Annotated in this window: 30 protein-coding genes and 1 riboswitch; of the genes, 17 read left to right on the top strand and 13 right to left on the bottom strand. The window is 69.7% G+C overall.

Annotated features, from left to right (window positions below):
• Positions 1 to 41 precede the first annotated feature (41 nt).
• Entirely contained in the window at positions 42 to 263 is a 222-nt protein-coding gene (locus M4V62_RS23630; RefSeq protein ID WP_249589224.1) for a heavy-metal-associated domain-containing protein, read from the bottom strand.
• A gap of 213 nt (positions 264 to 476) precedes the next feature.
• Between M4V62_RS23630 and M4V62_RS23625 the strand changes: the two genes are divergently transcribed.
• Positions 477 to 1,463, top strand: coding sequence for a hypothetical protein (locus M4V62_RS23625; protein WP_249589223.1), 987 nt, complete (start codon positions 477 to 479; stop codon positions 1,461 to 1,463).
• Positions 1,464 to 1,527: 64 nt separating this feature from the next.
• On the opposite strand, the gene M4V62_RS23620 is transcribed toward M4V62_RS23625, so the two are convergent.
• Complete coding sequence (locus M4V62_RS23620) at positions 1,528 to 2,202, bottom strand: maleylpyruvate isomerase family mycothiol-dependent enzyme (RefSeq protein ID WP_249589222.1); 675 nt, start codon at positions 2,200 to 2,202, stop codon at positions 1,528 to 1,530.
• 90 nt (positions 2,203 to 2,292) lie between these two features.
• Here M4V62_RS23620 and M4V62_RS23615 point away from each other — a divergent pair, with 90 nt between their 5' ends.
• The 3 genes from M4V62_RS23615 (at position 2,293) to M4V62_RS23605 (ending at position 5,652) form a co-directional block, all read left to right on the top strand.
• A complete protein-coding gene (locus tag M4V62_RS23615) occupies positions 2,293 to 2,952 on the top strand; it encodes an HD domain-containing protein (protein ID WP_249589221.1) in 660 nt (219 codons plus the stop codon).
• Positions 2,953 to 2,981: 29 nt separating this feature from the next.
• Entirely contained in the window at positions 2,982 to 4,046 is a 1,065-nt protein-coding gene (locus M4V62_RS23610) for a GNAT family N-acetyltransferase (protein ID WP_425575282.1), read from the top strand.
• A 391-nt stretch (positions 4,047 to 4,437) separates the two neighbouring features.
• Positions 4,438 to 5,652: a Cmx/CmrA family chloramphenicol efflux MFS transporter gene (locus M4V62_RS23605; RefSeq protein ID WP_249589219.1), complete on the top strand. Its 1,215-nt coding sequence runs from the start codon at positions 4,438 to 4,440 to the stop codon at positions 5,650 to 5,652.
• On the opposite strand, the gene M4V62_RS23600 is transcribed toward M4V62_RS23605, so the two are convergent.
• The 3 genes from M4V62_RS23600 to M4V62_RS23590 are packed head-to-tail and all read right to left on the bottom strand — an operon-like array spanning position 5,635 to position 6,583.
• Positions 5,635 to 5,937, bottom strand: coding sequence for an NIPSNAP family protein (locus M4V62_RS23600; protein ID WP_249589218.1), 303 nt, complete (start codon positions 5,935 to 5,937; stop codon positions 5,635 to 5,637). The two genes, M4V62_RS23605 and M4V62_RS23600, sit on opposite strands and share 18 nt — an antisense overlap.
• Before the next feature lie 26 nt (positions 5,938 to 5,963).
• The gene (locus tag M4V62_RS23595; protein WP_249589217.1) at positions 5,964 to 6,230 is read right to left on the bottom strand and encodes a DUF4031 domain-containing protein; all 267 of its coding nucleotides are present in this window, start codon (positions 6,228 to 6,230) and stop codon (positions 5,964 to 5,966) included.
• Positions 6,227 to 6,583 (bottom strand): hypothetical protein, encoded by a 357-nt coding sequence (locus tag M4V62_RS23590; protein WP_249589216.1) that lies wholly within the window; start codon positions 6,581 to 6,583, stop codon positions 6,227 to 6,229. The genes M4V62_RS23595 and M4V62_RS23590 overlap by 4 nt, the downstream gene beginning before the upstream one ends.
• 101 nt (positions 6,584 to 6,684) lie before the next feature.
• Here M4V62_RS23590 and M4V62_RS23585 point away from each other — a divergent pair, with 101 nt between their 5' ends.
• The 6 genes from M4V62_RS23585 (at position 6,685) to M4V62_RS23560 (ending at position 11,305) form a co-directional block, all read left to right on the top strand.
• Complete coding sequence (locus M4V62_RS23585; RefSeq protein WP_249589215.1) at positions 6,685 to 7,608, top strand: MurR/RpiR family transcriptional regulator; 924 nt, start codon at positions 6,685 to 6,687, stop codon at positions 7,606 to 7,608.
• A 70-nt stretch (positions 7,609 to 7,678) separates the two neighbouring features.
• Positions 7,679 to 8,692 carry an N-acetylmuramic acid 6-phosphate etherase gene (murQ, locus tag M4V62_RS23580; RefSeq protein WP_249589214.1) on the top strand — a complete coding sequence of 338 codons (1,014 nt, stop codon included), beginning with the start codon at positions 7,679 to 7,681 and terminating at the stop codon, positions 8,690 to 8,692.
• Positions 8,693 to 8,749: 57 nt separating this feature from the next.
• Positions 8,750 to 10,285, top strand: a complete 1,536-nt coding sequence (locus M4V62_RS23575) for a PTS transporter subunit EIIC (RefSeq protein ID WP_249589213.1) — start codon at positions 8,750 to 8,752, stop codon at positions 10,283 to 10,285.
• 122 nt (positions 10,286 to 10,407) lie between these two features.
• Positions 10,408 to 10,683, top strand: a complete 276-nt coding sequence (locus M4V62_RS23570) for a type II toxin-antitoxin system Phd/YefM family antitoxin (RefSeq protein ID WP_249589212.1) — start codon at positions 10,408 to 10,410, stop codon at positions 10,681 to 10,683.
• Positions 10,680 to 10,949, top strand: a complete 270-nt coding sequence (locus tag M4V62_RS23565; protein WP_249589211.1) for a type II toxin-antitoxin system RelE family toxin — start codon at positions 10,680 to 10,682, stop codon at positions 10,947 to 10,949. Before M4V62_RS23570 ends, M4V62_RS23565 begins: the two co-directional genes overlap by 4 nt.
• Before the next feature lie 20 nt (positions 10,950 to 10,969).
• The gene (locus M4V62_RS23560; RefSeq protein WP_249589210.1) at positions 10,970 to 11,305 is read left to right on the top strand and encodes a helix-turn-helix domain-containing protein; all 336 of its coding nucleotides are present in this window, start codon (positions 10,970 to 10,972) and stop codon (positions 11,303 to 11,305) included.
• Between the two features lie 11 nt (positions 11,306 to 11,316).
• Here M4V62_RS23560 and M4V62_RS23555 read toward each other — a convergent pair whose 3' ends face one another.
• A complete protein-coding gene (locus tag M4V62_RS23555) occupies positions 11,317 to 12,513 on the bottom strand; it encodes an MFS transporter (protein WP_249589209.1) in 1,197 nt (398 codons plus the stop codon).
• Positions 12,514 to 12,704: 191 nt separating this feature from the next.
• On the opposite strand from M4V62_RS23555, the gene M4V62_RS23550 reads away from it, so the two are divergent.
• Positions 12,705 to 13,460, top strand: coding sequence for a polysaccharide deacetylase family protein (locus M4V62_RS23550; RefSeq protein WP_249589208.1), 756 nt, complete (start codon positions 12,705 to 12,707; stop codon positions 13,458 to 13,460).
• 34 nt (positions 13,461 to 13,494) lie between these two features.
• Here M4V62_RS23550 and M4V62_RS23545 read toward each other — a convergent pair whose 3' ends face one another.
• The 3 genes from M4V62_RS23545 to M4V62_RS23535 all read right to left on the bottom strand — a co-directional run bounded on the left by M4V62_RS23545 (position 13,495) and on the right by M4V62_RS23535 (position 14,601).
• Complete coding sequence (locus M4V62_RS23545) at positions 13,495 to 13,920, bottom strand: PIN domain-containing protein (protein ID WP_249592952.1); 426 nt, start codon at positions 13,918 to 13,920, stop codon at positions 13,495 to 13,497.
• On the bottom strand, positions 13,917 to 14,171 hold the full coding sequence (locus M4V62_RS23540) for a type II toxin-antitoxin system VapB family antitoxin (protein ID WP_249589207.1): 255 nt from the start codon (positions 14,169 to 14,171) through the stop codon (positions 13,917 to 13,919). The genes M4V62_RS23545 and M4V62_RS23540 overlap by 4 nt, the downstream gene beginning before the upstream one ends.
• A gap of 217 nt (positions 14,172 to 14,388) precedes the next feature.
• On the bottom strand, positions 14,389 to 14,601 hold the full coding sequence (locus tag M4V62_RS23535; protein ID WP_249589206.1) for a hypothetical protein: 213 nt from the start codon (positions 14,599 to 14,601) through the stop codon (positions 14,389 to 14,391).
• 116 nt (positions 14,602 to 14,717) lie between these two features.
• On the opposite strand from M4V62_RS23535, the gene M4V62_RS23530 reads away from it, so the two are divergent.
• The 6 genes from M4V62_RS23530 to M4V62_RS23505 all read left to right on the top strand — a co-directional run bounded on the left by M4V62_RS23530 (position 14,718) and on the right by M4V62_RS23505 (position 19,081).
• Positions 14,718 to 15,560 (top strand): helix-turn-helix domain-containing protein, encoded by an 843-nt coding sequence (locus M4V62_RS23530; RefSeq protein WP_249589205.1) that lies wholly within the window; start codon positions 14,718 to 14,720, stop codon positions 15,558 to 15,560.
• Positions 15,541 to 15,807 (top strand): DUF397 domain-containing protein, encoded by a 267-nt coding sequence (locus M4V62_RS23525; RefSeq protein ID WP_249589204.1) that lies wholly within the window; start codon positions 15,541 to 15,543, stop codon positions 15,805 to 15,807. The genes M4V62_RS23530 and M4V62_RS23525 overlap by 20 nt, the downstream gene beginning before the upstream one ends.
• Before the next feature lie 290 nt (positions 15,808 to 16,097).
• Complete coding sequence (locus tag M4V62_RS23520) at positions 16,098 to 16,910, top strand: hypothetical protein (RefSeq protein ID WP_249592951.1); 813 nt, start codon at positions 16,098 to 16,100, stop codon at positions 16,908 to 16,910.
• A 77-nt stretch (positions 16,911 to 16,987) separates the two neighbouring features.
• Positions 16,988 to 17,239, top strand: a complete 252-nt coding sequence (locus M4V62_RS23515; RefSeq protein ID WP_160505758.1) for a type II toxin-antitoxin system Phd/YefM family antitoxin — start codon at positions 16,988 to 16,990, stop codon at positions 17,237 to 17,239.
• Complete coding sequence (locus M4V62_RS23510) at positions 17,236 to 17,496, top strand: Txe/YoeB family addiction module toxin (RefSeq protein WP_160505759.1); 261 nt, start codon at positions 17,236 to 17,238, stop codon at positions 17,494 to 17,496. Before M4V62_RS23515 ends, M4V62_RS23510 begins: the two co-directional genes overlap by 4 nt.
• A gap of 361 nt (positions 17,497 to 17,857) precedes the next feature.
• On the top strand, positions 17,858 to 19,081 hold the full coding sequence (locus M4V62_RS23505) for an esterase/lipase family protein (RefSeq protein ID WP_249589203.1): 1,224 nt from the start codon (positions 17,858 to 17,860) through the stop codon (positions 19,079 to 19,081).
• Between the two features lie 112 nt (positions 19,082 to 19,193).
• Here M4V62_RS23505 and groL read toward each other — a convergent pair whose 3' ends face one another.
• The 4 genes from groL to thrC all read right to left on the bottom strand — a co-directional run bounded on the left by groL (position 19,194) and on the right by thrC (position 23,421).
• The gene (gene groL, locus M4V62_RS23500; RefSeq protein ID WP_160505762.1) at positions 19,194 to 20,819 is read right to left on the bottom strand and encodes a chaperonin GroEL; all 1,626 of its coding nucleotides are present in this window, start codon (positions 20,817 to 20,819) and stop codon (positions 19,194 to 19,196) included.
• A gap of 288 nt (positions 20,820 to 21,107) precedes the next feature.
• Positions 21,108 to 21,311, bottom strand: a complete 204-nt coding sequence (locus M4V62_RS23495) for a cold-shock protein (protein ID WP_005315736.1) — start codon at positions 21,309 to 21,311, stop codon at positions 21,108 to 21,110.
• Positions 21,312 to 21,735: 424 nt separating this feature from the next.
• Positions 21,736 to 22,011 carry a MoaD/ThiS family protein gene (locus M4V62_RS23490; RefSeq protein ID WP_249589202.1) on the bottom strand — a complete coding sequence of 92 codons (276 nt, stop codon included), beginning with the start codon at positions 22,009 to 22,011 and terminating at the stop codon, positions 21,736 to 21,738.
• 102 nt (positions 22,012 to 22,113) lie between these two features.
• Complete coding sequence (gene thrC / locus M4V62_RS23485; protein ID WP_249589201.1) at positions 22,114 to 23,421, bottom strand: threonine synthase; 1,308 nt, start codon at positions 23,419 to 23,421, stop codon at positions 22,114 to 22,116.
• Positions 23,422 to 23,438: 17 nt separating this feature from the next.
• Positions 23,439 to 23,573: riboswitch (SAM riboswitch) on the bottom strand.
• Positions 23,574 to 23,677: the final 104 nt, after the last annotated feature.

Below are 23,677 nucleotides of genomic sequence, written 5' to 3'. Positions count from 1 at the left end.
CCTCGTGTCGTGGGCGGGCTTGCGGAGGGGGTGCGGGCGGGTCAGACGCGGCCGGCGTAGTCGTATCCGGCGTCCTCGACGGTCTCCGCGATCCGTGCGTCGTCGGGCTCGGCGGCGCTGGTGACGGTGACGCGGCCGGTGCCGTCCGCGGGGATGTGCACGCCCGTCACTCCGTCGAGCGCACCGAGTACGTCGCTGACGACTCCCCTGCAGTGCGCGCTGTGGACGCCGTCGACCTTGTAGGTGGTGGTGTACGCGGACATGAGCGCCTCCTGGGGCCTTGGCCAGGTCGGATACCTGGGGTGGGTACCGCCTTCGAGATCCATATATACCCCTGGGGGGTACTGAACGCAAGAGGAATCCCGGGCTTGACTTCATACCCTAGGGGGGTATCTTCGGAGGCGTAAGGAGAGACCGCTCGCACCGGTCACCTCACTCGCCCCTTCGCCTCACCCCTTCGCCTCATGGGAGTCGTCATGAACACCGGACTGAAGATCACCGCCTTCGCCGCAGCCGTCGCCGCGACCTTCGGCACCGCGTACGGCGTGGGCCAGGGCGTCGACCCCGTGACCGCGGAGAAGAAGCCCGCGAGCGAGCACGGCGGGCACACGGGCGAGAAGGAGGAGCCAGGGGGCGGCGGTACGGACGCCGGCGCGGGCCACGCGGATGCCGTGCCCGGCGGCCTGCAGATCTCCGAGCGCGGCTACACGCTCGACCTGAAGACCTCACGCGTCGACGCCGACAAGCGCGAGGAGCTGCGGTTCGCGGTGGTCAAGGACGGCGCGGGCAAGGACGGCCGGGGCAAGAACGTCACGGCGTACGAGACGGAACACGACAAGGAGCTGCACCTCATCGTCGCCTCACGCGACCTGACGACCTACCGCCACCTGCACCCGACCCGCGCGGCGGACGGCACCTGGTCGACGCCGGTCGAGCTCCCGGAGGCGGGCGGCTACCGCGTCTTCGCCGACTTCAAGCCCGAGGGCGCGAAGGAGGGCCTGACGCTGGGCGCGGACCTCGCGGTGGCGGGGAAGTACGAGCCGAAGGGCCTTCCCGAGCACAACACGAAGGCTTCGGTCGACGGCTACGAGGTGAGCCTCGACGGCGAGCTGAAGCCGGGGAAGTCCGCCGACCTGACCCTGAACGTGGCGAAGAACGGCAAGCCGGTCACCGACCTCCAGCCCTACCTCGGCTCGTACGGCCACCTGGTGGCCCTGCGCTCCGGCGACCTGGCCTACCTCCACGTGCACCCCACCGGCGAACCGGGCGACGGCAGGACCAAGCCGGGCCCCGGAGTCTCCTTCGCGGCGACGGCCCCGAGCCCCGGTTCGTACCGCCTGTTCCTGGACTTCAAGCACGAGGGCAAGGTGCGAACGGCGGCGTTCACCGTGACGGCGGGCAGCGCGGGCGAAGCCGCGTCGGAGCACGACGGCGCCTCCGAGTCCGGCGAGCACGGGCACTAGGCCTCGGCGGGGGCGGATCGGGCCCCCGCCCAGGATGCTCAGGCTCAGCTCAGCTCAACTCAACTCAACTGAAGATCGTGGACAGTTCGCTCTCCCTCGCGCCCGCCAGTTCATAGCGTGTCCCCGTCAGCGGGCGTCCCGTGTAGAGACGTATCAGGGTCGGGGCGTCGCCGATGTAGCGGGCCGGGGGGCTGGTGCCGTCGTGCGTGCCCAGGAGCAGCGGTTCGTCGCGGCCGTCGATGTCCGCGTGCAGCGGCACCGCCTTCACCACCCTGCTGCGCTCCGAGAGCAGCCGCAACGCATCAGGAAGCCCCGCACCCCCATAGGCCCCCGGCTTCCCCCACGCCGCGCGGACATCCCCCGCGTGCACCCACTCGCCGAGCGCGATCCCGTCCATGCGCCCCTTCGCGCGGGCCATGATCGCGCCCGCCTCCGTCATCCCCCGCTCCAGCTCGTCCACCACACGGGAGTTGGACCAGTCGGCACGCTCGGCGATGTCGCGGTCGTTGGACTCCGGCGAGTACACACCCTCCTCGAAGCGGTTCTCGACCACCCGCATCAGCGCGGAGCCGCAGTGCGCGAGCACATGCCGCACCGTCCAGCCGGGACAACAGGTCCTGATGTCGTACGCGGAGTCGTCGGCTTCCCTCAACAGCGGTATCAGGGCGTCGCGTTCGGTGCGCAGGAGGCGCCCCGGGCGCTCGGGGTCGTGCGTCTCGTCAGTCCTCGTGGTCGTCATGTCGGCAGCCAATCGTGCCGCCGCCCTCATGGCAACGGGGCGCCACGACCGAACACCCCCAGGGGGTATATGAGCCCTTAGAGTCCCCCCATGGCCGACAACCACAACGACAACGACGACGACAAGGAACTCCGCGCCCGCTGGCACGCGACCCTGCTCCGCGCGAGCGACGGCGCCCCCGACCCCGCGCCCTACGCGGACAACCTGCTCGCACGCTGGGCCGAGCCGCAGCGGCGGTACCACACCACCGCCCACCTGGCGGCGGTCCTCGACCACATCGACGTACTGGAGGAGCACGCGGACGACGCCGATCTCGTGCGGCTCGCGGCCTGGTTCCACGACGCGGTGTACGCGCCGGACCGCTCCGAGAACGAGGAGCGCAGCGCCCGTCTCGCCGAACGCGCCCTCCACGAGGCCGGGTTGACGCCCGAGGCCACGGCCGAGGTGGCCCGCCTGGTCCGTCTCACCCTCACCCACGACCCCGCCGACGGAGACCACAACGGCGAGGCCCTGTGCGACGCCGACCTGGCGATCCTGGCCGCGGCCCCGGACGCGTACGCCGCGTACGCCGCCGCCGTCCGCGAGGAGTACGCCTTCGTGCCGGACGAGGACTTCCGCGCGGGCCGGGCGGCGGTGCTCCGCCAACTCCTCGCGCTGCCGAAGCTGTTCCGCACCCCGCATGGCGCGGCCGAGTGGGAGGGCCCCGCGCGCGCGAACCTGGCGACGGAAATGGACCTGCTCAGCGCCTGACGCTCCCGTACGCTCGGCCCATGCTTTCCATGGGTGGGGACCAGCTCGACGAGGCCGTGGCACACGCGGCGAAGGTGCTGCGTACGGCGGCGGGGCTCGACTGGAGCGCCAAGGCGGGCGGTCTCGACTGGAGCTGCCTGGAGACGGCCGAGCACATCGCGTGCGATCTCGTCTCGTACGCCGGGCAGTTGACGGGACGGGCGACGGACGGCTGGGTCCCCTTCGAGATCTCCTTCGACGAGGGCTCGGGCCCCAAGGACGCGATCAGCGTCATCGAGTCGACCGGCGGCCTGCTCTCGGCGGTGCTGCGGACCACTCCGTCCGGGGTCAGGGGCTACCACCCCTACCCCTCCGGCAGCGCGGACGCGGTGGGCTTCGCGGCGATGGGCGTCGCGGAGGTGCTGCTCCACACGTACGACATCGCGCAGGCGCTCGGCGTCGACGCACAGCCGCCTGCCGCGCTCTGCGAGGCGGTGCTCGCCTGGATCTTCCCCGAGGTCACGCCCGCGCGGGCGCCCGGGGAGCAGTGGGCGACGCTGCTCTGGGCCACGGGCCGCGGCACGCTGGCGGGGCGCCCGAAGCTGGAGGGCTGGCGCTGGCACAACTCCCTGGAGATTCCGGCGGGGCGGATCGTCCTGCGGGAGGTGTCCCCCGCCGCGGCGGCCGATCTCGCCGCGGGCGGCACGGGTGGTCTGACGTGGATCGAGGGCGGGCCCTTCGACGGGACGCGGACGGCCGCGGAGATGGTGACGAAGGCGTACGCGTCCGGGGTGCACCGGCCCGAGTGGGGGATGTTCGCGCTGGTCCGCGCGGAGGACGAGGTCGCCGTCGGCGGGATGGGGTTCCATGGGCCGCCGGACGAGGAGGGGGTGGCGGAGGTCGGCTATGACCTGGCGGTCGGCGCGCGGGGGTACGGCTATGCCTCGGAGGCGCTGGATTCCCTCTCCGCCGTGGCTCTGGCCCGTCCCGGGGTGAGGTCCCTCCTGGCCGTCGTCGAGCCCGAGAACACGGCCTCCCAGCAGGTGGCCCTCCGGGCGGGTTACGTCCGCGCCTCGGACCGCGAAAACCTCCAGGCGTACCTCCGCCGAGCCTGAACCGCCGCCCCCCCTTGCCGAACAGGCCTTTCCCACCCACCCGCCCGATTGCCCCGCATCCGACCCTGGACGAACCTGCTTTCCCGCCCGCCCCCCGTGACCCCGCAGTCGGCGACGCTCGGGAGGGGACGTGCCGGTATGTCCGCCCGGAGCACGGCTCGCGGCGCTCCCCCACCGAAGCAACCCCACGGCCACCGGACGATAGCGAGGACGGACATACCGGCTCGGCCCCGCACCCACAGACGGACCCGCACCGCACCCGGCACCCCCGCACCACCGGACCAGGAATGCCACCCCCACCCCCAACGTTCACCACGTTATGCCGACACCTGACCCAAAGGCCCCTGACCCAAAGGCCCCTACCCCCAAGGCCCCCAGGCCACGGACCCGCATGCCCGTAGCCGTCTACATCCTCGGCCTCGCCGTCTTCGCCCTCGGCACGAGCGAGTTCATGCTCTCGGGGCTCCTGCCCCCCATCGCGGACGACATGGACGTCTCCATCCCCCGCGCCGGCCTCCTCATCTCCGCCTTCGCCATCGGCATGGTCGTCGGCGCCCCCCTCCTCGCCGTGGCGACCCTCCGCCTCCCCCGCCGCACGACCCTCATCACCCTCATCACCGTCTTCGGCCTGGGCCAGGTCGCCGGTGCCCTCGCGCCCACCTACGAGATCCTCTTCGCGTCCCGCGTCATCAGCGCGTTCGCCTGCGCCGGGTTCTGGGCCGTCGGCGCGGCCGTCGCCATCGCGATGGTGCCGGTCAACCAGCGCGCCCGCGCCATGGCCGTGATGATCGGCGGACTCTCCATCGCAAACGTCCTCGGCGTACCCGCAGGCGCGTTCCTCGGCGACAACTTCGGCTGGCGGTCCGCCTTCTGGGCGGTCGGTGCCGCCTCCGCCATCGCCCTCGTCGGCGTACTCACCCTCATCCCCCGCATCCCCCTCCCCGCCGAGAAGCCCCGCCTGAAGCAAGAGCTCGCCATCTACCGCGACCGCCAGGTCTGGCTCTCCATCGCGATCACCGCGCTCGCCGCGGGCGGCGTCTTCTGCGCGTTCTCGTACCTCTCCCCGCTCCTGACGGACGTCGCGGGCCTCGACAAGGGCTGGGTCCCGACCGTCCTCGGCCTCTTCGGCGCGGGCGCGCTCCTCGGCACGGCGATCGGCGGCCGCATCGCGGACGCGCACCTCTTCGGCGTCCTGCTGAGCGGCATCGTGGCCTCGACGGTCTTCCTCGTCGCCCTCGCCCTCTTCTCCGGCACGGCGGCCGTGGCGATCTCCCTCTCGTTCCTCCTCGGCGTCTCCGCCTTCTACACCGCCCCGGCCCTCAACGCCCGCATGTTCAACGTCGCGGGCGCCGCCCCCACCCTCGCGGGCGCGACCACGACGGCCGCGTTCAACCTGGGCAACACCGGCGGCCCCTGGCTCGGCGGCACGGTGATCGACCTCAAGCTGGGCTACGCCTCCACGGCATGGGCGGGCGCGGCCATGACGGCGATCGCGATCGCGGCGGTCACCGTCTCCCTGCGCCTGCACCGCAGGACACCGAGCCGCGTGGTCACGACCTCTTCAGCCGAAGCCACGCGCCAGGAGCCTTCACTCCAGGGGCCGTAGGAACCGCCGCTCGTAGCGCCGGATGCACCCCGTCCGGCGCGCGAGGTCGAAGGCCTCCTGGCACTCGGGGTCGGTCGCGCTGTCGGTGCGGTACTGCTCGTACGCGGCGAAGCTCGGGAAGGAGAAGAGGGCGTACGCGATGTCGCTGTCGCCCTCGCTGGGCAGGAAGTAGCCGTGGTGGTCGCCGCCGAAGCGGTTGACGAGGACGACCCAGCGGCGGCCGTACTCCTCGAAGTCGTCGATGCGGTCGGGATCGATCTCGTACTTCAGGTGAACCGTGATCATGCGGGCCACCCTAGGCTCGACTCGCCCTAGGCGGGCCTGCCCTTGGGCCTCCGCAGCCCCGCGTCCGTCAGCCTGCGCACCAGCTCCTTGGAGCCGATCTCGACCGCGCCCGCGCGCACCGCGTCGTCGTAGCGGTGCGAGGGCAGGTCGTAGTGGTCGCGCTCGAAGGCACGCGCCGGGGCGCCGATGCCCGCGGCGAACGCGTGCAGTTCCTCGTACGAGACGTCGCTGACCAGATGCGACCACATGCGGCCGTGGCCCGGCCAGGTCGGCGGGTCAATGAAGACTGTCACGTCAGGCCGCCCACCGGCGCCACGACCACGCCCGCCTTGCCGCACACCCAGTGCGGGTCGGGGCCCAACTCCGGCTCCACGTCCAGGGCATGCGGATCACCCGTGCCGCAGACCGGGCACAGCGGCCAGCGGCCGTAGCGCTCCAGGAGCGCGTCCTGGACATCCTGGGCGACGAGACCCGCGACGTACTCGACGCCCTCGGGCCACTGCTCGACCCACCAGCGGCGGTGCGCCACCGACTCCTCGACCAGCGAGACGACCTCGGCCTGGGCGACCTCGCGGGTCACCAGGTCGGCGAGGACAAGTGCACGAGCGGCGTGCAGCGCCTGCTCCAAGGGGTCGATCGCGTCCATGCAGCCATTGTCCACCCCACGCGCAACCCACTCGAAGATCCATCCGAGATCGGGACCAAAGCACTCTTGACCCATCCCGCGTCCGAAAATATCTTTCAAGCGTGACCAACAACGTGAAGGAAATTTTCGCAGGCGCGGCGCCCCCCGCCCCCGCCGCCCTCGCGGCCAAGGTGCGGACCCTCGCGCCGTCCATGACCCGCTCCATGCAGCTCGTCGCCGAAGCCGTCGCCGGCGACCCCGCGGGCTGCGCCGCCCTCACGGTCACCGGCCTCGCCGAGCTCACCGGCACCAGCGAGGCCACGGTGGTCCGCACCGCCCGCCTCCTCGGCTACCCCGGCTACCGCGACCTGCGGCTCGCCCTCGCCGGACTCGCCGCCCAGCAGCAGTCGGGCCGCGCGCCCGCCGTCACCGCCGACATCGCCGTCGACGACCCGATCGCGGACGTCGTGGCGAAGCTCGCGTACGACGAGCAGCAGACCCTCGCCGACACCGCGGGCGGCCTCGACACCGTCCAGCTCGGCGCCGCCGTCGCCGCGCTCGCCGTCGCACCCCGCGCCGAGATCTACGGCGTGGCCGCGTCCGGCCTGGTCGCCCAGGACCTCGCGCAGAAGCTGCTTCGCATCGGCCACATCGCCTTCGCCCACTCCGACCCGCACCTGGCGGTCACGAACGCCGTCACCCTGCAGTCCAAGGACGTGGCCATCGCGATCACGCACTCCGGGTCGACCGGCGACGTCATCGAGCCGCTGCGGGTCGCCTTCGAACGCGGGGCGACGACCATCGCGATCACCGGGCGCCCCGGCAGCCCCGTCTCGCAGTACGCGGATCACATACTGACCACCTCCACCGCCCGCGAGAGCGAGCTCAGGCCCGCCGCGATGTCGTCGCGCACGAGCCAGCTGCTCGTCGTGGACTGCCTGTTCGTGGGCGTCGCCCAGCGGACGTACGAGACCGCGGCGCCCGCACTCGCCGCCTCGTACGAAGCACTCGCGCACCGGCACAGCCCGCGCGGCGGCAGCCGCTGACCTCCGCCCCTCCCAAGGGCGCACCGCAACCCCCCGCCACCCCCCGCCGCACACGAAAGAGCCGCACCTCATGACCTCCACGACCGACGCCACCCCCTCCCCCGCCCCCGGAAGCGAATCCGGGTCCGGGTCCGGGCCCGGGTCCGGTGACACGTACGGCGAACTCCGCGCCCAGCTGGACACCCTCACCACCGAGGCGTTCCGGCCCGAGCTCTCCGAGATCGACCGGCAGCCCACGCTGGAGATCGCGAAGATCATGAACGGCGAGGACGCCACCGTGTCCGCGGCCGTCGCCGAGCAGCTCCCGGCGATCGCCGCGGCCATCGACGGCACCGCCGCGCGCATGGCCCGCGGCGGCCGGCTCATCTACGCGGGCGCGGGCACGGCGGGACGCCTCGGAGTGCTCGACGCCTCCGAGTGCCCGCCCACCTTCAACACCGACCCGGCCGAGGTCGTCGGCCTCATCGCGGGCGGCCCGAGCGCCATGGTCACGGCGGTCGAGGGCGCGGAGGACAGCAAGGAGTTCGCGGCCGAGGACCTGGACGGGCTGCGCCTCACCGCGGACGACGTCGTCGTCGGGATCTCCGCGTCCGGCCGCACCCCGTACGCGATCGGCGCGGTGGAGCACGCACGCCGCAAGGGCGCGCTCACCATCGGCCTCTCCTGCAACGCGGACAGCGGTCTCGCGGCGGCCGCCGACCACGGCATCGAGGTCGTCGTCGGCCCCGAACTCCTCACCGGTTCCACCCGCCTGAAGGCGGGCACGGCCCAGAAGCTCGTCCTCAACATGCTGTCGACGATCACCATGATCCGCCTCGGCAAGACCTACGGAAACCTGATGGTGGACGTACGCGCCTCGAACGAGAAGCTGCGCGCCCGCTCACGACGGATCGTCTCGCTGGCCACCGGTGCCTCCGACGAGGAGATCGAGACGGCCCTCGCAGCCACCGACGGGGAGGTGAAGAACGCCATCCTCGCCATCCTCGGCGAAGTGGACGGCCCCACGGCCGCAGACCTCCTCTCCTCCTCGGACGGCCACCTCAGGGCCGCCCTCGACACCTCGCGCACGACCCGCACCACCTGACCCCGAGCCGCTGGAAGAACAGCGCCACCCCGCACGCACAGCAAGGCACCCCGCACCATGGCAACTGACAAGAACCGCGCCACAGCCGCCGCGATCCTTCCCCTCGTCGGCGGAGCCCAGAACGTCACCTCCATCGCCCACTGCATGACGCGCCTGCGTCTGAGCCTCGCCGACCGCTCCCTCGTCGACGACGAAGCCCTGAAGGCGCTGCCCGCCGTGATGGGCGTGGTCGAGGACGACACGTACCAGATCGTCCTCGGCCCCGGCACGGTCGCCCGTGTCACGCCGGAGTTCGAGGCACTGGTGGAGGAGGCCAGGTCGGCTGAGCCCACCGCGGCCCCCGAACACGTCCTGACCGCCGATGAGTTGGCGGCGCAGGGTGCCGAGATCAGGGCGGCGAGGAAGGCGAAGAACTCCACCCCCTTCAAGCTCTTCCTGCGCCGCATCGCGAACATCTTCGTGCCGCTGATCCCGGCCCTGATCGGCTGCGGCATCATCGCGGGCATCAACGGCCTGTTGATCAACCTGGAGTGGCTGCCGGGCATCACCCCGGCGCTCGCGGCGATCGCCTCCGGGTTCATGGCGCTGATCGCGGTGTTCGTTGGCTACAACACGGCGAAGGAGTTCGGCGGTACGCCGATCCTGGGCGGCGCGGTCGCGGCGATCATCGTGTTCCCGGGTGTCGCGAACATCGAGGCGTTCGGTCAGAAGCTGTCGCCGGGCCAGGGCGGCGTCCTCGGCGCACTCGGCGCGGCGGTCCTTGCGACCTACATCGAGAAGTGGTGCAGGAGGTGGGTCCCGGAGGCGCTCGACGTCCTCGTGACCCCGACGATCACGGTCCTGCTCTCGGGCCTGGTCACGATCTTCGGCCTGATGTTCCTGGCGGGCGAGGTCTCGACGGGCATCGGCACGGCGGCGAACTGGCTCCTGGACAACACGGGCGCGTTCGCGGGCCTGGTCCTGGGCGGCCTGTTCCTGCCCCTGGTGATGCTGGGCCTGCACCAGGCCCTGATCCCCATCCACACGACCTTGATCGAGCAGCAGGGCTTCACGGTCCTGCTCCCCATCCTGGCGATGGCGGGCGCGGGCCAGGTCGGCTGCGCGATCGCGGTCTACAAGCGCCTCAAGCACAACAAGTCGATCCGTACGACGATCAAGTCGGCACTCCCCGCAGGCTTCCTGGGCGTGGGCGAACCCCTCATCTACGGCGTCTCGCTCCCCCTCGGCCGCCCCTTCATCACGGCGTGCGTGGGCGGCGCGGCGGGCGGCGCGTTCATCGGGTTCTTCTCGATGATCGGCGAGAAGGTCGGCTCCACGGCGATCGGCCCGTCGGGCTGGGCCCTGTTCCCGCTCCTGGACGGCAACAAGGGCCTGGGCCTGACGATCGCGATCTACGGCGGCGGTCTCCTCGTCGGCTATGTGGTGGGCTTCTTCGCGACGTACTTCTTCGGCTTCAGCAAGCAGATGCTGGTGGACTTGAACGCGGATGTGGATGCGGGCGAGTCGGTGGTGGCCCGGGGCGAGGCAGCCCCCTCGGCACCGACGCCCGTCGAAGGCGACGACGGCAAGGAGAGGCAGCCGGCGGCGGTCTGATCCTCCCGGTGGCCCCTGGGCCACCAGCGCCCGAGGGCGGCACCCCGCGCATGACGGGGGTGCCGCCCTCGGCTGATCTCGGGATCATGCCGCGTGTACACATTGATGCGTACACTTGCGTCATGAGCGAGAACGTCACCATCCGTGAAGCCCGCGCCCATCTCGCCGAGGTCGTCGACAAGGCCGAGGCGGGCGAGGTGACCGTGCTGACCCGTAAGGGGAAGCGCGTGGCGGCCTTGGTCCCCATAGAGGTCCTGGACGCACTCGAAGAGGCGAGCGACGAGCTGGCCGCGCGCGAGGCCGAGCAGCATCGCGACGACCCCACCGTCAGCATGGCCGAGCTCCTCGCAGACCTCTTCGAAGCAGACGGCGGCAAGGGCAAGGGCAACGCCGCGTGAAGTACGCCTTCCGCTTCACCACCTACGCTCAGCGCCAACTCCGCGCCATCGACCGACAACAAGCCCTGCACATCCTGACGGCTCTCACCGCACTCGGTGACGACCCACGTCGTGAAGACGCGGACAGCAAGAAGCTCACGGGCCATGACGGCCTGTACCGGCTGCGCGTCGGCAGCTTCCGAGTGGTGTACGAGATCCGTGACGAGGTCCTGGTGATCCTGGTCGTCCACGTGGGCAACCGGCGCGACGTCTACCGCAACCTGTAGCCCGAGGCAGGAAACACGAAATGAGCCACACCCGCTGGAAGCTGGCCCGCGAGAGGAAGCTCCGCGAGGGGTACGCCGAGTCACCGGAGGCCGAGGCCGACCGCGCCGAGATTCGCCTCGCCATGGCCTTCGCCAAGGCTGTGTACGACCGCCGCGCCGAACTCGGCCTGACCCAGACGCAGCTCGCCGAGCGGGCGGGACTAACCCAGGCCAAGATCTCCCGCATCGAAGGCGCGGACGCGGTACCCACCCTGCCCCTCCTCCGCCGCGTGGCCACCGCGATGAACGCCTCCTTGAACATCGCCCTGGACGCCGACCACGAGGAAGTCACGTTCATCGCCCACTCGGCGGCCTGAGGGATACGCGCCTACGCCCGCGCCCCCGCCCCCACCGGCCGCCGCAGCAGATAGACCCCCGCGGTCGAGACCAGCACCGCCATGCACGCGATGAACACGAGCCCCGCCCCCTCAAGACCCATCGGCCCCGTCAGCAGGCCCACGCCGATGACCGGCAGCGAGATGCCCGTGTACGCGACCACGAACAGCGTCGAGATCACCGCGGCGCGCCGGTCCGTGGGAGACGCCTCGGCCACCGCCGCCAGCGCCCCGCGGAACGCGAGACCCTGACCGCACCCGCCGACCAGCGCGCTCAGCACCACCAGCCACAACAGGTCCCACCGCAGCGCGCCCGCGAGCAACGCGAGGCCTACGAGGAGCCCGGCGCACCCCAGCGGCAGTGACCGCCCCACCCCGACCCGGCCCGTCGCCAACTGCCCTGCGGTCGAGGCGAAGAAGGCCAGCGCGACGACAAGGCCGCTCACCGCGTGGTTCTCCACGTCCAGGGACTCCGCGAGGAACTCCGGGCTGACCGAGGTGAACACCCCGAACAGCGCGAACCCCACGAACGAGGCGATCCCCGCGGGCACGAACACCGCCCGCACCTGCGGCGGCACCCCGGGCCGCTGCGGCCGCACCGTGCTCAGCGGACGCGGCTCCCGCACCGTCTCCGGAAGCCGCAGCAGGACGACGGCCGCGACCGCGACCAGCGCGAGGTGCACGGCGAACGGCAGGTACAGCGGCCAGGCGGCGTACTGCGCGAGCACACCCGCGAGCAGCGGACCGCAGCCGAGGCCGCCCATGTTGGCCGCCGTCGCCACGAACGTGGCCCGGGATGCGCCGACGTGCGGTGCCGTGTCCATCACGTACGCCGTGGCGGCCCCGGTGAACAGCCCGGCGGAAAGACCGGACAACAGCCGCCCCGCGTACAACCAGCCCATCCCGACGGCGCACAGGAAGCAGACGGCGCTCGCGGCCGCGCAGGCCAGGCCCCACAGCAGTACCGGACGCCTGCCCACGACGTCCGAGACGTTGCCCGCGAGAAGCAGCACGCCGATCACCGCGAAGGCGTACACGGCGTACACGACGGTGACCGTCAGCTCGGAGAACCCGAACTTCTCCCGGTAGAGGCCGTAGAGGGGAGTCGGCAGCGTCGTGCCGGCCATGCACACGGCGAACACCGCCCCGCTGAGGAGGCACTGCCGCCAACGTCGTTGATCAACGTCCATGCCGCCGACGCTAACCCCGCACACCGCCCCGTCCCCGGTCGCCGCTCGGGGTTGTCCGCGAACTTCCCCGGAATTGTCCTTGATCGGTAACGGACGCGCCCTCAGTGCATCCTCCGGCCGCCGAACCTCGTCCTGCCAGGTGGCCGCGAGGGACCGGAGCGCGGCACGGGACGGGACGCAAAGGGGCGGACATGGCGCGGCACAGCGTTGGACGTGGCTGGTACGGCAAGTTGATCGGGGCTGCGCTCGGGGTGACGATGCTCGCCACCGGCGCCTCCGTGTGGACGGCACAGGCTTCGGGCGACTCATCACCGCCAGCGAAGAAGCCCAGCGCCGTCAAGCCGGTCTCGGCGACCATCGCGCACGCCTCGGAGGCCGGTGAGCGCGGCATCAACCTCACCATCGACGACGGCCCCGACCCCCAGTGGACGCCCGAAGTCCTCGCCGTACTGCGGGAGTACGACGTGAAGGCCACCTTCTGCATGGTGGGGACGCAGGCCGAGGCCCACCCGGACATGGTGAAGAAGGTCGTCGCCGCCGGACACCGCCTCTGCGACCACTCGGTGTCGCACAACACCGGCATGGACAAGGACTCCAAGGCCTACCAGTCGAAGCAGATCCTCGACGCCGAACGCATGATCACCAAGGCGTCCGGCGGCGTACGCCCGATGTACTACCGCGCGCCCGGCGGCGCCTTCACCCCGCACAGCCGCAAGCTCGCCGCCGAGCGTGGCATGCGCCCGCTGGGCTGGAACGTCGACACCAAGGACTTCGAGCGCCCCGGCACGGACGCCATCGTCGCCACGGTCGAGCGAGAGCTGCCGAACGGGCCGACGCTCCTCTTCCACGACGCGGGCGGCGACCGCACCCAGACCGTCGAGTCCCTGCGCACGCTCATCCCCCGGCTCAAGAACCAGGGCTACACCTTCGGCTTCCCGGTCCGCTGACCTTCACGGCAGCCGCCGCTCACGGCAGCCGCCGCTACCGGTCCCCGAGCGGCCCTTCCCGCACATTGCGCTGACGCATCTCGACGGCGAACCTCTCAGCCGTCACGAAGTCGTTGTCGTCGTGCAGGACGATCAGGCCGTGGTGGGCCGCAGTCGCGCAGATCTGCAGGCCGACGGCGGAAAGTGCCTTGTGCGCCCCCTTCTCGGCAGCGCGCAGCTGCACGGCTCCGATCCACTTGGCCGCACCCTTGGGGACGGAGCCGTCTGCATAGAGGTCCGACAGCAAGGCACGGTAGGCCTCGTACTGCTTGCAGTTCCTGGCTGACATCAGGAACTCCGCACGTTGGGGATAGCACGAGCGGATGTCACCGTCCGCCGCGGCCTCACGCCATTTGGCGGCGAGCGCGTCGTCCCGCAGAATCCGCCAGAGCGCAGAGCTGTCCAACAGGTAGCGACTCACGTGCGCCATGCCTCCTTCTCGGCGCGGTGCGCCGCCTCAGCCCCTTCGACGTCCCAGTCCCGGCCGAGCTCGATGAACCTGTCGTACGCGGCGGCCCGCTCCAGCCGCTTGTTGTACTCCTCCAGCGCGTGCGCCACCGCAGCCGTCTTCGTCTTGTGGCCGCCAAGACGCTTGGCCGTCTCCACTGCCTCGTCGTCGATCTCGACGTGCGTACAAAGCGTGGCCGTCGCCTGCCTCCGCGATTCGCTCATGGCAACCGCCTCTCCCGGTTGAGCTGCCGCACCTTCTCCCGCAGCACCTCCCCTGGCGGTGCCTGCCCCACGGACTCCGGAGGGCAGTCCCACTCCCGCCCGCCACGCAGCGGCCTGAGCTGTACGAGGCCTCCCTCGCACCCCATCACTTGCCCGACACTGCCGTCCCTGAAGTCGACGGCGTACGTCCCTGTCTCCGGAACCATCGGGTCGCCGTTCATCGCGCACCCTCCAGTACGGCGGCGAGCCGCAGCGCGGTGTCGAGGTTGCAGCGCCCCAACTCGACCAAGGGGAGCGCCCCTTCGGCCGCCGCCGTCAGCGGGTCCATCCGCAGGGACGGCAGCCTGACGCCGACTTCTTCGAGCCCCGCTCTCAACTGCCGAACGGCCTCCTCCGCCGCCCGCACCCGCTCCTCCGCCGTCAGCGCCATGGTCTCTGCCTCTCACACTGGGTGTTGCTGTTTCCTCACCCAGCGTGGTCGGCGGTGCGTAGCCTGAGAAGCAGCCACGCCCCAACAAACCGGCTTGTTGGATGAGGAGTTGCCCCATGACGCGCCCCAAGGACCTCGACCCCTCGTCCAACCCCCGCGCCCTCCTGGGCTGCGAACTCCGTCACGCACGGGAGCGGAAGGGGATCAGCCAGGAGGCCCTGGGCGCGCCGCTGTTCGTCAGCGGCTCGTTCATCGGCCAACTGGAGGCCGGTACGCGTCGGATGCACCTGGAGTACGCGCAGCACTTCGATGAGGTTCTGGGTACGGGGGGCTTCTTCGCCCGCAATTGCGAGGCTCTCGCCAAGTCCAAGTATCCGGACCACTTCGCCGAGGCGGCGGAGATGGAGACGACCGCCACCACCATCAAGCACTATCTGCCGCTACTGATCCCCGGCCTGCTCCAGACCCCGGCGTACTCTGCCGCACTGTTCCGGTCCTACCGGCCGTTGGCCACGGACGACGAGATCAAGGAACTGGTAGCGACACGCATGGATCGCGGGCGCCTCGTCGAGGACCCAACAGCGCCCCTGTTGTGGGTGATTATGGATGAGGCCGCGATCCGACGTCCGGTCGGCGGCTCGGCCGTGATGGCTGAAGCTCTGCGTCGCGTAGCCGACCTGGCACGTCAGCACCGAATCATTCTGCAGGTAGTGCCGTTCAGCGCCGGGGCCCACGCAGGAATGGGCGGCTCCCTGAAGCTCATGGAGTTCACGGACGCCCCGACCCTCTGCTTCGTCGACGGGCTGGACACGGGACGTTTGATCGACGACCCCGCCACGGTCGCGCGCCACACCCTGACGTTCAGCCTCCTGCAAGCGTTGGGTCTTTCACCCCAAGAATCCCTGGCCGTAGTCGAGTCGGTGGCGCACGATTACGAACATGAGGAACAACACCCCTGAGCCCGGATCGAGCAGGATCGTTTGGCACAGGTCCAGCTACAGCGGCCCTGACGGCGGCAACTGCCTGGAGATGGCCCGCTGGCGCAAGTCCACGTACAGCGCCGGAGACGGCGGCGACTGCCTCGAAGTAGCCGACGGGTACCCCGAGATCGTCCCCGTCCGCGACTCCAAGAACCCCACCGGCCCGAAGCTCGTGTTCCGGGCCGCCAGTTGGTCCGAGTTCATCGCGAACCTCAAGGACAACTGACCCCGAGGCTCAAGCCACCAGCGCCGAGCCCTCTTTTCAAGGAACGGGAGGCGGGCCTCAACCCGCCCTCCCTCCCTTGGAGTTGGCACAGTCGATCACTTTCGGGCTTCGACTTGCCACGCAGCGTGACGACGCTCTAGCGTGCCCGATTAACGAACAAAAACAACCCCCGCCCGGTGCTGGAACACCTGCGGGGGTTTAACCATCACGATCGAAAGCAGAGTTTTCGACCCATGGCTGACGCCAAGCTTAGTGCTGCCTTCCGCCCCGCGCACGCGACCCCGCACCCGATGGCCAATCCGGGTTACGGAAAACGTTCGGCGCCCGAACAACGGCCCCGCACGAACGACGACTTCACGCACCTCCCGCCCCGAGAGGCAGCCATCGCAGCCTGCCTCGACCGGCTCCCCGACGGCGCGGACATCTCCGTAAAGACCCTGGCCAAGCACCTCCCATACGGCCAGTGCGCGCTCCGGACCGCCCTCAACAAACTTCAGGATGCAGGGCACTTGAGACGCGGCAGGGAACACCTGCGCGGCTCCGACAGCCCCCGCTGGATCACTCGAACGTGGTTTTCCAGAACCGCGCGCGACGACGCCTGGTGGACGGCCTTCACGCGCGGCGACGTACCGGAAACCGAGCCGGACAGACCCCGGCACCCGACCCGCAGCCGCGCGTTCATCCTCCTGGCGGCTCTCGGCCGGACGGCCCCCGTGCTCTCCCTCTCGTACGCGGACTGCGTCGCCCTGGAGCCCCAGGTCACCGAATGGTTCACGCGGGGCGCCACGGAGCCGGACATCCTCCGCGCCCTGACCGCAGGCCTCCCGACCCCCGTCCACAGCCCGGCGGCCCTGATCCGCAGCCGCCTCACGACAAAGCTCCCGCCAGAGCCAGCCCCCCGCCCCGTACTGCGCGTACTGGAATGCGGGAGATGCGGAGCACCCGGCCGCCCCGAGGCCCTGCCAGGCGGCACCTGCGGCCCCTGCCGGGGCGAACCCGGACCACCTCGCGCGGCGGCACCCCTGCCGCCCACAGCGGTCCACTCCCACGCGGCGGCTGCGCGCGCCGCCACCCGCAGCCCACAGGACGGGGCACACGCATGACCCATTTGCCCACCCAAGGTCCAGACCGTACAGTTTCCTGTACGTACAGGAAGTCGTACAACACCGAGGAGGCCGCGATGCGCACCATGACCTACACAGAGTCGCGAGCGAAGTACGCCGAGACGCTCAACGCCGTCACAGACGACCGCGAGGAAGTCATAGTGACCCGCGCGGGCCGGGAGCCGGTCGTCATCGTGGCGCTTGAGGAGTACGAGTCCCTGAAGGAGACGGCTTACCTGCTGCGGAACCCTGAGAACGCCCGTCGCCTACTGGCATCCATCGACCGCCTGGAGAGCGGTGGCGGCACAGTCAGGGAGCTCGCCGAATGAAGTTCGTCTGGGACGAATCCCCCTGGCAGGACTACGTCTGGTGGCAGACGCAGGACCGCAGGGTTCTCAAGCGGATCAATACACTCCTCCAGGACATCGCACGCAACGGCAACGAGGGCATCGGCAAACCCGAGCCTCTGAAGCACGGCTTCCAGGGCTACTGGTCCCGCCGCATCACCGATGAGCACCGCCTCATCTACAAGATCGTCGAGGACGAGATCCGTATCGCCTCCTGCCGGTACCACTACGAACGTTGACCCGCCGCGCGAAGGCGCAATGCCGGCAGCCCCTCCCCGGTCCTCTTCGCGACATACTTCCGCCGCGTCAGCACCCCGATGCTGACCGAGTTGCACGCTGACACGGCCTACGAGGCCCCGCCCTCGTAGGCCCCCGTCCGGGCCCTCGCCGGTCGGGGGCCCACCTCCGGAACACGCATGCCCCGGAAGGCGATGGTCACCGGACGAACCGGCCAACACACCCCTGTCCGAAAGGCCCCCGCTCCCCGAGTGGAAAGCCGGGACCACCTACCGGCTGCTACCCGACGTATCGAAGATGACACCGAACGTCATCGGAGTGCATGTCATCGAAGTCGGAGTCGCACCCCCGGAGGGGACCCTCATGACCGAGCCCAACGAACAGCAGATCGCCGAGGCCTTGCGCGCCCACCCCCCGATCACCCTGGCGCCGGGCCCCAGGGAAGCCCCCTCAGCCGCGCCGGAGCCCGACCAGACCTGGGAGCTGCCGGGCGGCACCGCGTGGGTGTATCTCGCGGATGCCGAGCAGGGCCTGCGCCGCCCGGTGATCCTCGCCGACGGCTTCAACATCGGGCCCAGCGACCTCGACTTCTCCTGGGAGACCCTGGAGCGCGGCCCGTACGCGTTCATCAGCGAACTGCGGGCCCGCGAGAGGGACGTCATCCTGGTCGGCTTCGACGAGCGCAGTGCCTCGATCCTGGACAACGCGGTGGTGGCCAAGGCCGCGATCCAGGAGGCGATCCGGCGGCGCACGGGCGAACACCGGCTGACGGTCGGCGGCTTCAGCATGGGCGGCCTCGTCGCGCGGTACGCCCTTGCGAAGATGGAGCACGACGGCGACGAGCACGAGACGACGCTGTACTTCTCCTACGACAGCCCGCACCGGGGCGCCTGGATCCCCCTCGCGCTCCAGGCCTTCGCGCACTACATCCGGCGCCTGAACGACTCGTTCTCGACGCAGATGAACAGCACGGCGGCGCGGCAGCTGCTGTGGCAGCACATCGCGGAGTGGGACGACACCCCGGAGACCGACAAGGAGCGCACCGAGTTCCTCGCGGAGCTGGAGCGGGTCGGCAGCTGGCCGCGGCACCCGCACAAGATCGGCGTGGCCAACGGCGTGCGCACCGGCGAGAGCAACGGCGTCCCGGCGGGTGAGCGGGCCTTCCGCGGCAAGGGCCTGGCCATCACGGGCACCAACCTCTACACCCAGTCCGCCGGGGTGGACCAACTGATCGCCCAGCTACGGGTGGTGACCCTGCGCAAGCCGAAGATCCACACCTCGGCCCTGCCCGAGATCGACGGCGCACCCGGCGGCACCCTGGAGGGCTTCGGCATCCTGGCCGACGAGCTCGACAAGATCCCGGCGCTCATCGGCCTCGGCTCGGAGGCGGAGATCCGCGAGCACTGCTTCGTCCCGTCGGTCAGCGCCATCGCCCTGCGCGAGATCGACGACCACAGCAAGCTGTACGACCCGGTCGCGGACTCCGAGGACAGCGAACTGGACGAGTACCTCTGCGCCTCCCAGAACGAGGGCCACACCCTGGTCACGGAAGAACTCTGCACCTGGATCCTGGACCGCCTGCCGTAGCCCGCACCGCTCCCGGCTCCCGGAAAACGCCCGAGGGCGGCACCCCTTCGTGAGAAGGAGTGCCGCCCTCGGTTCGCGTGGAGCGATGAACCGCTGATCAGCCAGAGGCGGATCAGAAGTCCATGTCACCGCCCGGCATGCCGCCGCCGGCCGGGGCAGCGCCCGCCTTCTCCGGCTTGTCGGCGATGACGGCCTCGGTGGTGAGGAACAGTGCGGCGATGGACGCGGCGTTCTGCAGGGCAGAGCGCGTGACCTTCGCCGGGTCGAGGATGCCCTCGGCGATCATGTCGACGTACTCACCGGTCGCGGCGTTCAGGCCGTGGCCGATGGGAAGGTTGCGGACCTTCTCGACGATGACGCCACCCTCAAGGCCGGCGTTGACCGCGATCTGCTTCAGCGGGGCCTCCAGGGCCAGCTTCACAGCGGCGGCACCCGTGGCCTCGTCGCCCTCGAGCTCAAGCTTCTCGAAGACAGCGGCGGCCTGGATGAGGGCCACGCCACCACCGGCGACGATGCCCTCTTCGACGGCGGCCTTCGCGTTGCGAACGGCGTCCTCGATGCGGTGCTTGCGCTCCTTGAGCTCGACCTCGGTCGCGGCACCGGCCTTGATGACCGCAACACCGCCGGCGAGCTTCGCCAGGCGCTCCTGCAGCTTCTCGCGGTCGTAGTCGCTGTCCGAGTTCTCGATCTCGGCGCGGATCTGGTTGACGCGACCCTGGACCTGGTCGCTCTCACCGGAGCCGTCGACGATCGTGGTCTCGTCCTTGGTGATGACGACCTTGCGGGCGCGGCCCAGGAGGTCGAGGCCCGCGTTCTCCAGCTTGAGGCCGACTTCCTCGGAGATGACGGTGCCACCGGTGAGGATGGCGATGTCGCCGAGCATGGCCTTGCGGCGGTCACCGAAGCCCGGGGCCTTGACGGCGACGGACTTGAAGGTGCCACGGATCTTGTTGACGACCAGGGTCGACAGGGCCTCGCCCTCGACGTCCTCGGCGATGATCAGCAGCGGCTTGCCGGACTGCATGACCTTCTCGAGGAGCGGAAGGAGGTCCTTCACGTTCGAGATCTTCGAGTTGACGATCAGGATGTACGGGTCGTCGAGCGACGCCTCCATACGCTCCATGTCGGTGGCGAAGTACGCCGAGATGTAGCCCTTGTCGAAGCGCATGCCCTCGGTGAGCTCAAGCTCAAGACCGAAGGTCTGCGACTCCTCGACGGTGATGACGCCTTCCTTGCCGACCTTGTCCATCGCCTCGGCGATGAGCTCGCCGATCTGGGTGTCGGCGGCGGAGATGGAGGCGGTCGAAGCGATCTGCTCCTTGGTCTCCACGTCCTTGGCCTGCTCGAGCAGGGCGCCCGAGACGGCCTCGACGGCCTTCTCGATGCCACGCTTGAGGGCCATCGGGTTGGCACCGGCGGCTACGTTGCGCAGGCCCTCGCGGACCAGCGCCTGCGCCAGGACGGTCGCGGTCGTCGTGCCGTCACCGGCGACGTCGTCCGTCTTCTTCGCGACCTCCTTGACCAGCTCGGCGCCGATCTTCTCGTACGGGTCCTCGAGCTCGATCTCCTTGGCGATGGAAACACCATCGTTGGTGATCGTGGGGGCACCCCACTTCTTCTCGAGGACGACGTTGCGACCCTTGGGGCCCAGGGTCACCTTGACGGCGTCGGCGAGCTGGTTCATGCCGCGCTCGAGGCCGCGCCGTGCCTCCTCGTCGAACGCGATGATCTTGGCCATGTGAAGTGGTCCTCCCGGACAGGGGTGGCATGCTTCCGGATCGCGCCAGCGCCCGCGACGGACGGCCTGCAAGCCTTGTGGTTCCTTGCCCCACCCGGCCTGCGGGCCTCACCGACCCGATCCAAGTTCTGTCACTCTCACTCGGAGAGTGCTAAGCCCAATGATTAGCACTCGACCCCTGCGAGTGCAAGCGCCTCTCACGGATCCCAGACGTACGAGGGGCCCGCACCCCCTGTGGGGATACGGGCCCTTCGTCACTCGCTAAGTCGCTGGCCGATCGCGCCGAGATCAGACGGCGAGCTTGACCATGTCCGCCTGCGGACCCTTCTGGCCCTGCGAGATCTCGAACTCAACTCGCTGACCTTCTTCAAGGGTGCGGTAGCCGTCCATCTGAATCGCGCTGTAGTGGACGAAAACATCCGCACCACCGTCGACCGCGATGAAGCCGTACCCCTTCTCCGCGTTGAACCACTTGACGGTGCCCTGAGCCATGCCTAACTCCCCTATTACTGGCCCTTGCACGGACCCGCACTTCGCGGACCCGGGTCAGACCTCACCCCCCCAATGGGTTGTGGAGGCGTGCGCCGGAACGCGTCGACCGCGGCTGAATGTATCTGTCCAACTGCCCTCTGCAACAGGTCAATCGGACGAGAATTCTGGGCACGCCTGATCGGAAATATGCGGAGGATTTACCGGAGTTCAGGGCAAGTCGGGCCAGACAAATGCCACGAGAAGGGCAAATGGGCAGTGCACTTTGGCTACTTCTTGTCGCCCTCGGGGCGACTTCGTATATGCGCTCGGCACAAACGGGGAAGCTCGCTTCCCAACTGTACCGCGCTCAACCACATGGAATTGCCCCCTCCGCTTCTCTCGCGGAGGGGGCAATGAAGATTACGCAGGGTGTTTCTTTAAAGGATCAACCACCGGCGACGGCGGGAATGATCGAGACCCCCGCGCCGTCCGGCGTCGCGGTCTGAAGGCCCTGCTCGAAACGGACGTCGTCGTCGTTCACGTACACGTTCACGAAGCGCCGCAGCTTGCCCTGGTCGTCCAGGACACGGGCCGCGATACCGGCGTGCTTGGCCTCCAGGTCGGCGATGACCTCGGAGAGGGTCGCCCCCTCTGCGGCGACCTCGGACTGACCGCCGGTGTAGGTGCGAAGAATGGTGGGGATGCGAACCTTGACGCTCATTGATTTCACCTCGGGGTGTGTGGGGCCCCTTCAGGGGCGCGGGGAACTGCGCGAGGACGGACCACGACCGCCGTCGACGACGGCGGTCAGGCCCTACGGCGGCTAGTCGGCGAGCCCGGCGGCGCGGAACGCGTCAAGGCTGGGCCGGATGGTAGCGGTGGCCTGCGAAGTCTCAGCGACAGCGTCAAGCGTTTTGAGGCCATCACCGGTGTTCAGGACCACCGTGGTCAGGGAGGGATCGATGAGGCCCGCCTCGATCAGCTTCTTCGTGACGCCGACCGTCACACCACCGGCGGTCTCCGCGAAGATCCCCTCGGTCCGGGCGAGCAGCTTGATCGCATCGACGACCTGCTCGTCGTTCACGTCCTCCACCGCACCGCCCGTGCGACGCGCGATGTCCAGGACGTACGGCCCGTCGGCGGGGTTGCCGATGGCGAGCGACTTGGCGATGGTGTCCGGCTTCTGCGGCCGGACGACGTCGTGCCCGGCCTTGAAGGCGGTCGACACCGGCGAGCAGCCCTCGGCCTGCGCGCCGAAGATCTTGTACGGCTTGTCCTCGACGAGGCCGAGCGCGATGAGCTCCTTGAGCCCCTTGTCGATCTTCGTGAGCTGCGAGCCCGAGGCGATCGGGATCACCAGCTGGTCGGGAAGGACCCACCCCAGCTGCTCGCAGATCTCGTACGCGAGGGTCTTGGAGCCCTCGCCGTAGTACGGCCGCAGGTTCACGTTCACGAAGCCCCAGCCCTCGCCCAGCGGGTCGCCGATGAGCTCGGAGCAGAAGCGGTTCACGTCGTCGTAGTTGCCCTCGATGCCGACGAGCTCGCCGCCGTAGACCGCGGCCATGACGACCTTGCCCTGCTCCAGGTCGTGCGGGATGAACACGCAGGAGCGGAAGCCGGCGCGTGCCGCGGCGGCACCGACGGCGCCGGCGAGGTTGCCGGTGGAGGAGCAGGAGAGGGTGGTGAAGCCGAACGCGCGCGCCGCCTCGATGGCCTGCGCCACGACACGGTCCTTGAACGAGTGCGTCGGGTTGCCGGAGTCGTCCTTGACGAACAACTTGCCCTGCTCGACGCCGAGTTCACGCGCGAGGTTGTCGGCCTTGACGAGCTTGGTCCAGCCGGGGTTGATGTTCGGCTTGGACGCCACGTCCGCGGGGACGGGCAGCAGAGGCGCGTAGCGCCAGATGTTGTCGGGGCCGGACTCGATCTGCTTCCGGAGCGCCTCGGGGTCACCGGTCGGCAGGTCGTACGCGACTTCGAGCGGGCCGAAACAGGCCTCGCAGGCGAAGATCGGGCCGAGCGCGTACAGCTCGCCGCACTCGCGGCAGGAAAGGCCCGATGCGGGGCCGAGGTCCACAGAACCCGTGGTGGAGGGGGTGTTTTCGAACGTTCCGACAGTCTGCGCAGCCATGGAGGCGAGGCCCTTTCTCCTCATCTTCCCCGTGACGCATCTCGTCACGAGACGGAATTGGCACCTTCCCCACCGAGACCTCGCGTGCGCGGTCGGCGGGATGGTTGCCGGGGCTTCAACGGGCCGTATCCCTCTGCCCCTCTGGATGAGCGGTATGGCGCCGGGGCTTTGGGGGCCCAGGGCATTTGTTACGCGTCGACCCCCGACATGCGATGGTCATCCGCGTTGTTCAAGACTGTAACCGACGGCCTGGACC

It is taken from the genome of Streptomyces durmitorensis, from assembly GCF_023498005.1.
GTDB classification, from domain to species: domain Bacteria; phylum Actinomycetota; class Actinomycetes; order Streptomycetales; family Streptomycetaceae; genus Streptomyces; species Streptomyces durmitorensis.
Note: the sequence above shows the minus strand (reverse complement) of the source record. Positions and strands in the feature narration are given on the sequence as shown.

What these genes read in the sequence shown, in the direction of transcription:
- M4V62_RS23630 (WP_249589224.1), bottom strand. Translation starts at nt 263, where the DNA reads ATGTCCGCGTACACCACCACCTACAAGGTCGACGGCGTCCACAGCGCG.
- M4V62_RS23625 (WP_249589223.1), top strand. Translation starts at nt 477, where the DNA reads ATGAACACCGGACTGAAGATCACCGCCTTCGCCGCAGCCGTCGCCGCG.
- M4V62_RS23620 (WP_249589222.1), bottom strand. Translation starts at nt 2,202, where the DNA reads ATGACGACCACGAGGACTGACGAGACGCACGACCCCGAGCGCCCGGGG.
- M4V62_RS23615 (WP_249589221.1), top strand. Translation starts at nt 2,293, where the DNA reads ATGGCCGACAACCACAACGACAACGACGACGACAAGGAACTCCGCGCC.
- M4V62_RS23610 (WP_425575282.1), top strand. Translation starts at nt 2,982, where the DNA reads ATGGGTGGGGACCAGCTCGACGAGGCCGTGGCACACGCGGCGAAGGTG.
- M4V62_RS23605 (WP_249589219.1), top strand. Translation starts at nt 4,438, where the DNA reads ATGCCCGTAGCCGTCTACATCCTCGGCCTCGCCGTCTTCGCCCTCGGC.
- M4V62_RS23600 (WP_249589218.1), bottom strand. Translation starts at nt 5,937, where the DNA reads ATGATCACGGTTCACCTGAAGTACGAGATCGATCCCGACCGCATCGAC.
- M4V62_RS23590 (WP_249589216.1), bottom strand. Translation starts at nt 6,583, where the DNA reads ATGGACGCGATCGACCCCTTGGAGCAGGCGCTGCACGCCGCTCGTGCA.
- murQ (WP_249589214.1), top strand. Translation starts at nt 7,679, where the DNA reads ATGACCTCCACGACCGACGCCACCCCCTCCCCCGCCCCCGGAAGCGAA.
- M4V62_RS23575 (WP_249589213.1), top strand. Translation starts at nt 8,750, where the DNA reads ATGGCAACTGACAAGAACCGCGCCACAGCCGCCGCGATCCTTCCCCTC.
- M4V62_RS23570 (WP_249589212.1), top strand. Translation starts at nt 10,408, where the DNA reads ATGAGCGAGAACGTCACCATCCGTGAAGCCCGCGCCCATCTCGCCGAG.
- M4V62_RS23560 (WP_249589210.1), top strand. Translation starts at nt 10,970, where the DNA reads ATGAGCCACACCCGCTGGAAGCTGGCCCGCGAGAGGAAGCTCCGCGAG.
- M4V62_RS23555 (WP_249589209.1), bottom strand. Translation starts at nt 12,513, where the DNA reads ATGGACGTTGATCAACGACGTTGGCGGCAGTGCCTCCTCAGCGGGGCG.
- M4V62_RS23550 (WP_249589208.1), top strand. Translation starts at nt 12,705, where the DNA reads ATGGCGCGGCACAGCGTTGGACGTGGCTGGTACGGCAAGTTGATCGGG.
- M4V62_RS23540 (WP_249589207.1), bottom strand. Translation starts at nt 14,171, where the DNA reads ATGAGCGAATCGCGGAGGCAGGCGACGGCCACGCTTTGTACGCACGTC.
- M4V62_RS23535 (WP_249589206.1), bottom strand. Translation starts at nt 14,601, where the DNA reads ATGGCGCTGACGGCGGAGGAGCGGGTGCGGGCGGCGGAGGAGGCCGTT.
- M4V62_RS23530 (WP_249589205.1), top strand. Translation starts at nt 14,718, where the DNA reads ATGACGCGCCCCAAGGACCTCGACCCCTCGTCCAACCCCCGCGCCCTC.
- M4V62_RS23525 (WP_249589204.1), top strand. Translation starts at nt 15,541, where the DNA reads ATGAGGAACAACACCCCTGAGCCCGGATCGAGCAGGATCGTTTGGCAC.
- M4V62_RS23520 (WP_249592951.1), top strand. Translation starts at nt 16,098, where the DNA reads ATGGCCAATCCGGGTTACGGAAAACGTTCGGCGCCCGAACAACGGCCC.
- M4V62_RS23515 (WP_160505758.1), top strand. Translation starts at nt 16,988, where the DNA reads ATGCGCACCATGACCTACACAGAGTCGCGAGCGAAGTACGCCGAGACG.
- M4V62_RS23510 (WP_160505759.1), top strand. Translation starts at nt 17,236, where the DNA reads ATGAAGTTCGTCTGGGACGAATCCCCCTGGCAGGACTACGTCTGGTGG.
- M4V62_RS23505 (WP_249589203.1), top strand. Translation starts at nt 17,858, where the DNA reads ATGACCGAGCCCAACGAACAGCAGATCGCCGAGGCCTTGCGCGCCCAC.
- groL (WP_160505762.1), bottom strand. Translation starts at nt 20,819, where the DNA reads ATGGCCAAGATCATCGCGTTCGACGAGGAGGCACGGCGCGGCCTCGAG.
- M4V62_RS23495 (WP_005315736.1), bottom strand. Translation starts at nt 21,311, where the DNA reads ATGGCTCAGGGCACCGTCAAGTGGTTCAACGCGGAGAAGGGGTACGGC.
- M4V62_RS23490 (WP_249589202.1), bottom strand. Translation starts at nt 22,011, where the DNA reads ATGAGCGTCAAGGTTCGCATCCCCACCATTCTTCGCACCTACACCGGC.
- thrC (WP_249589201.1), bottom strand. Translation starts at nt 23,421, where the DNA reads ATGGCTGCGCAGACTGTCGGAACGTTCGAAAACACCCCCTCCACCACG.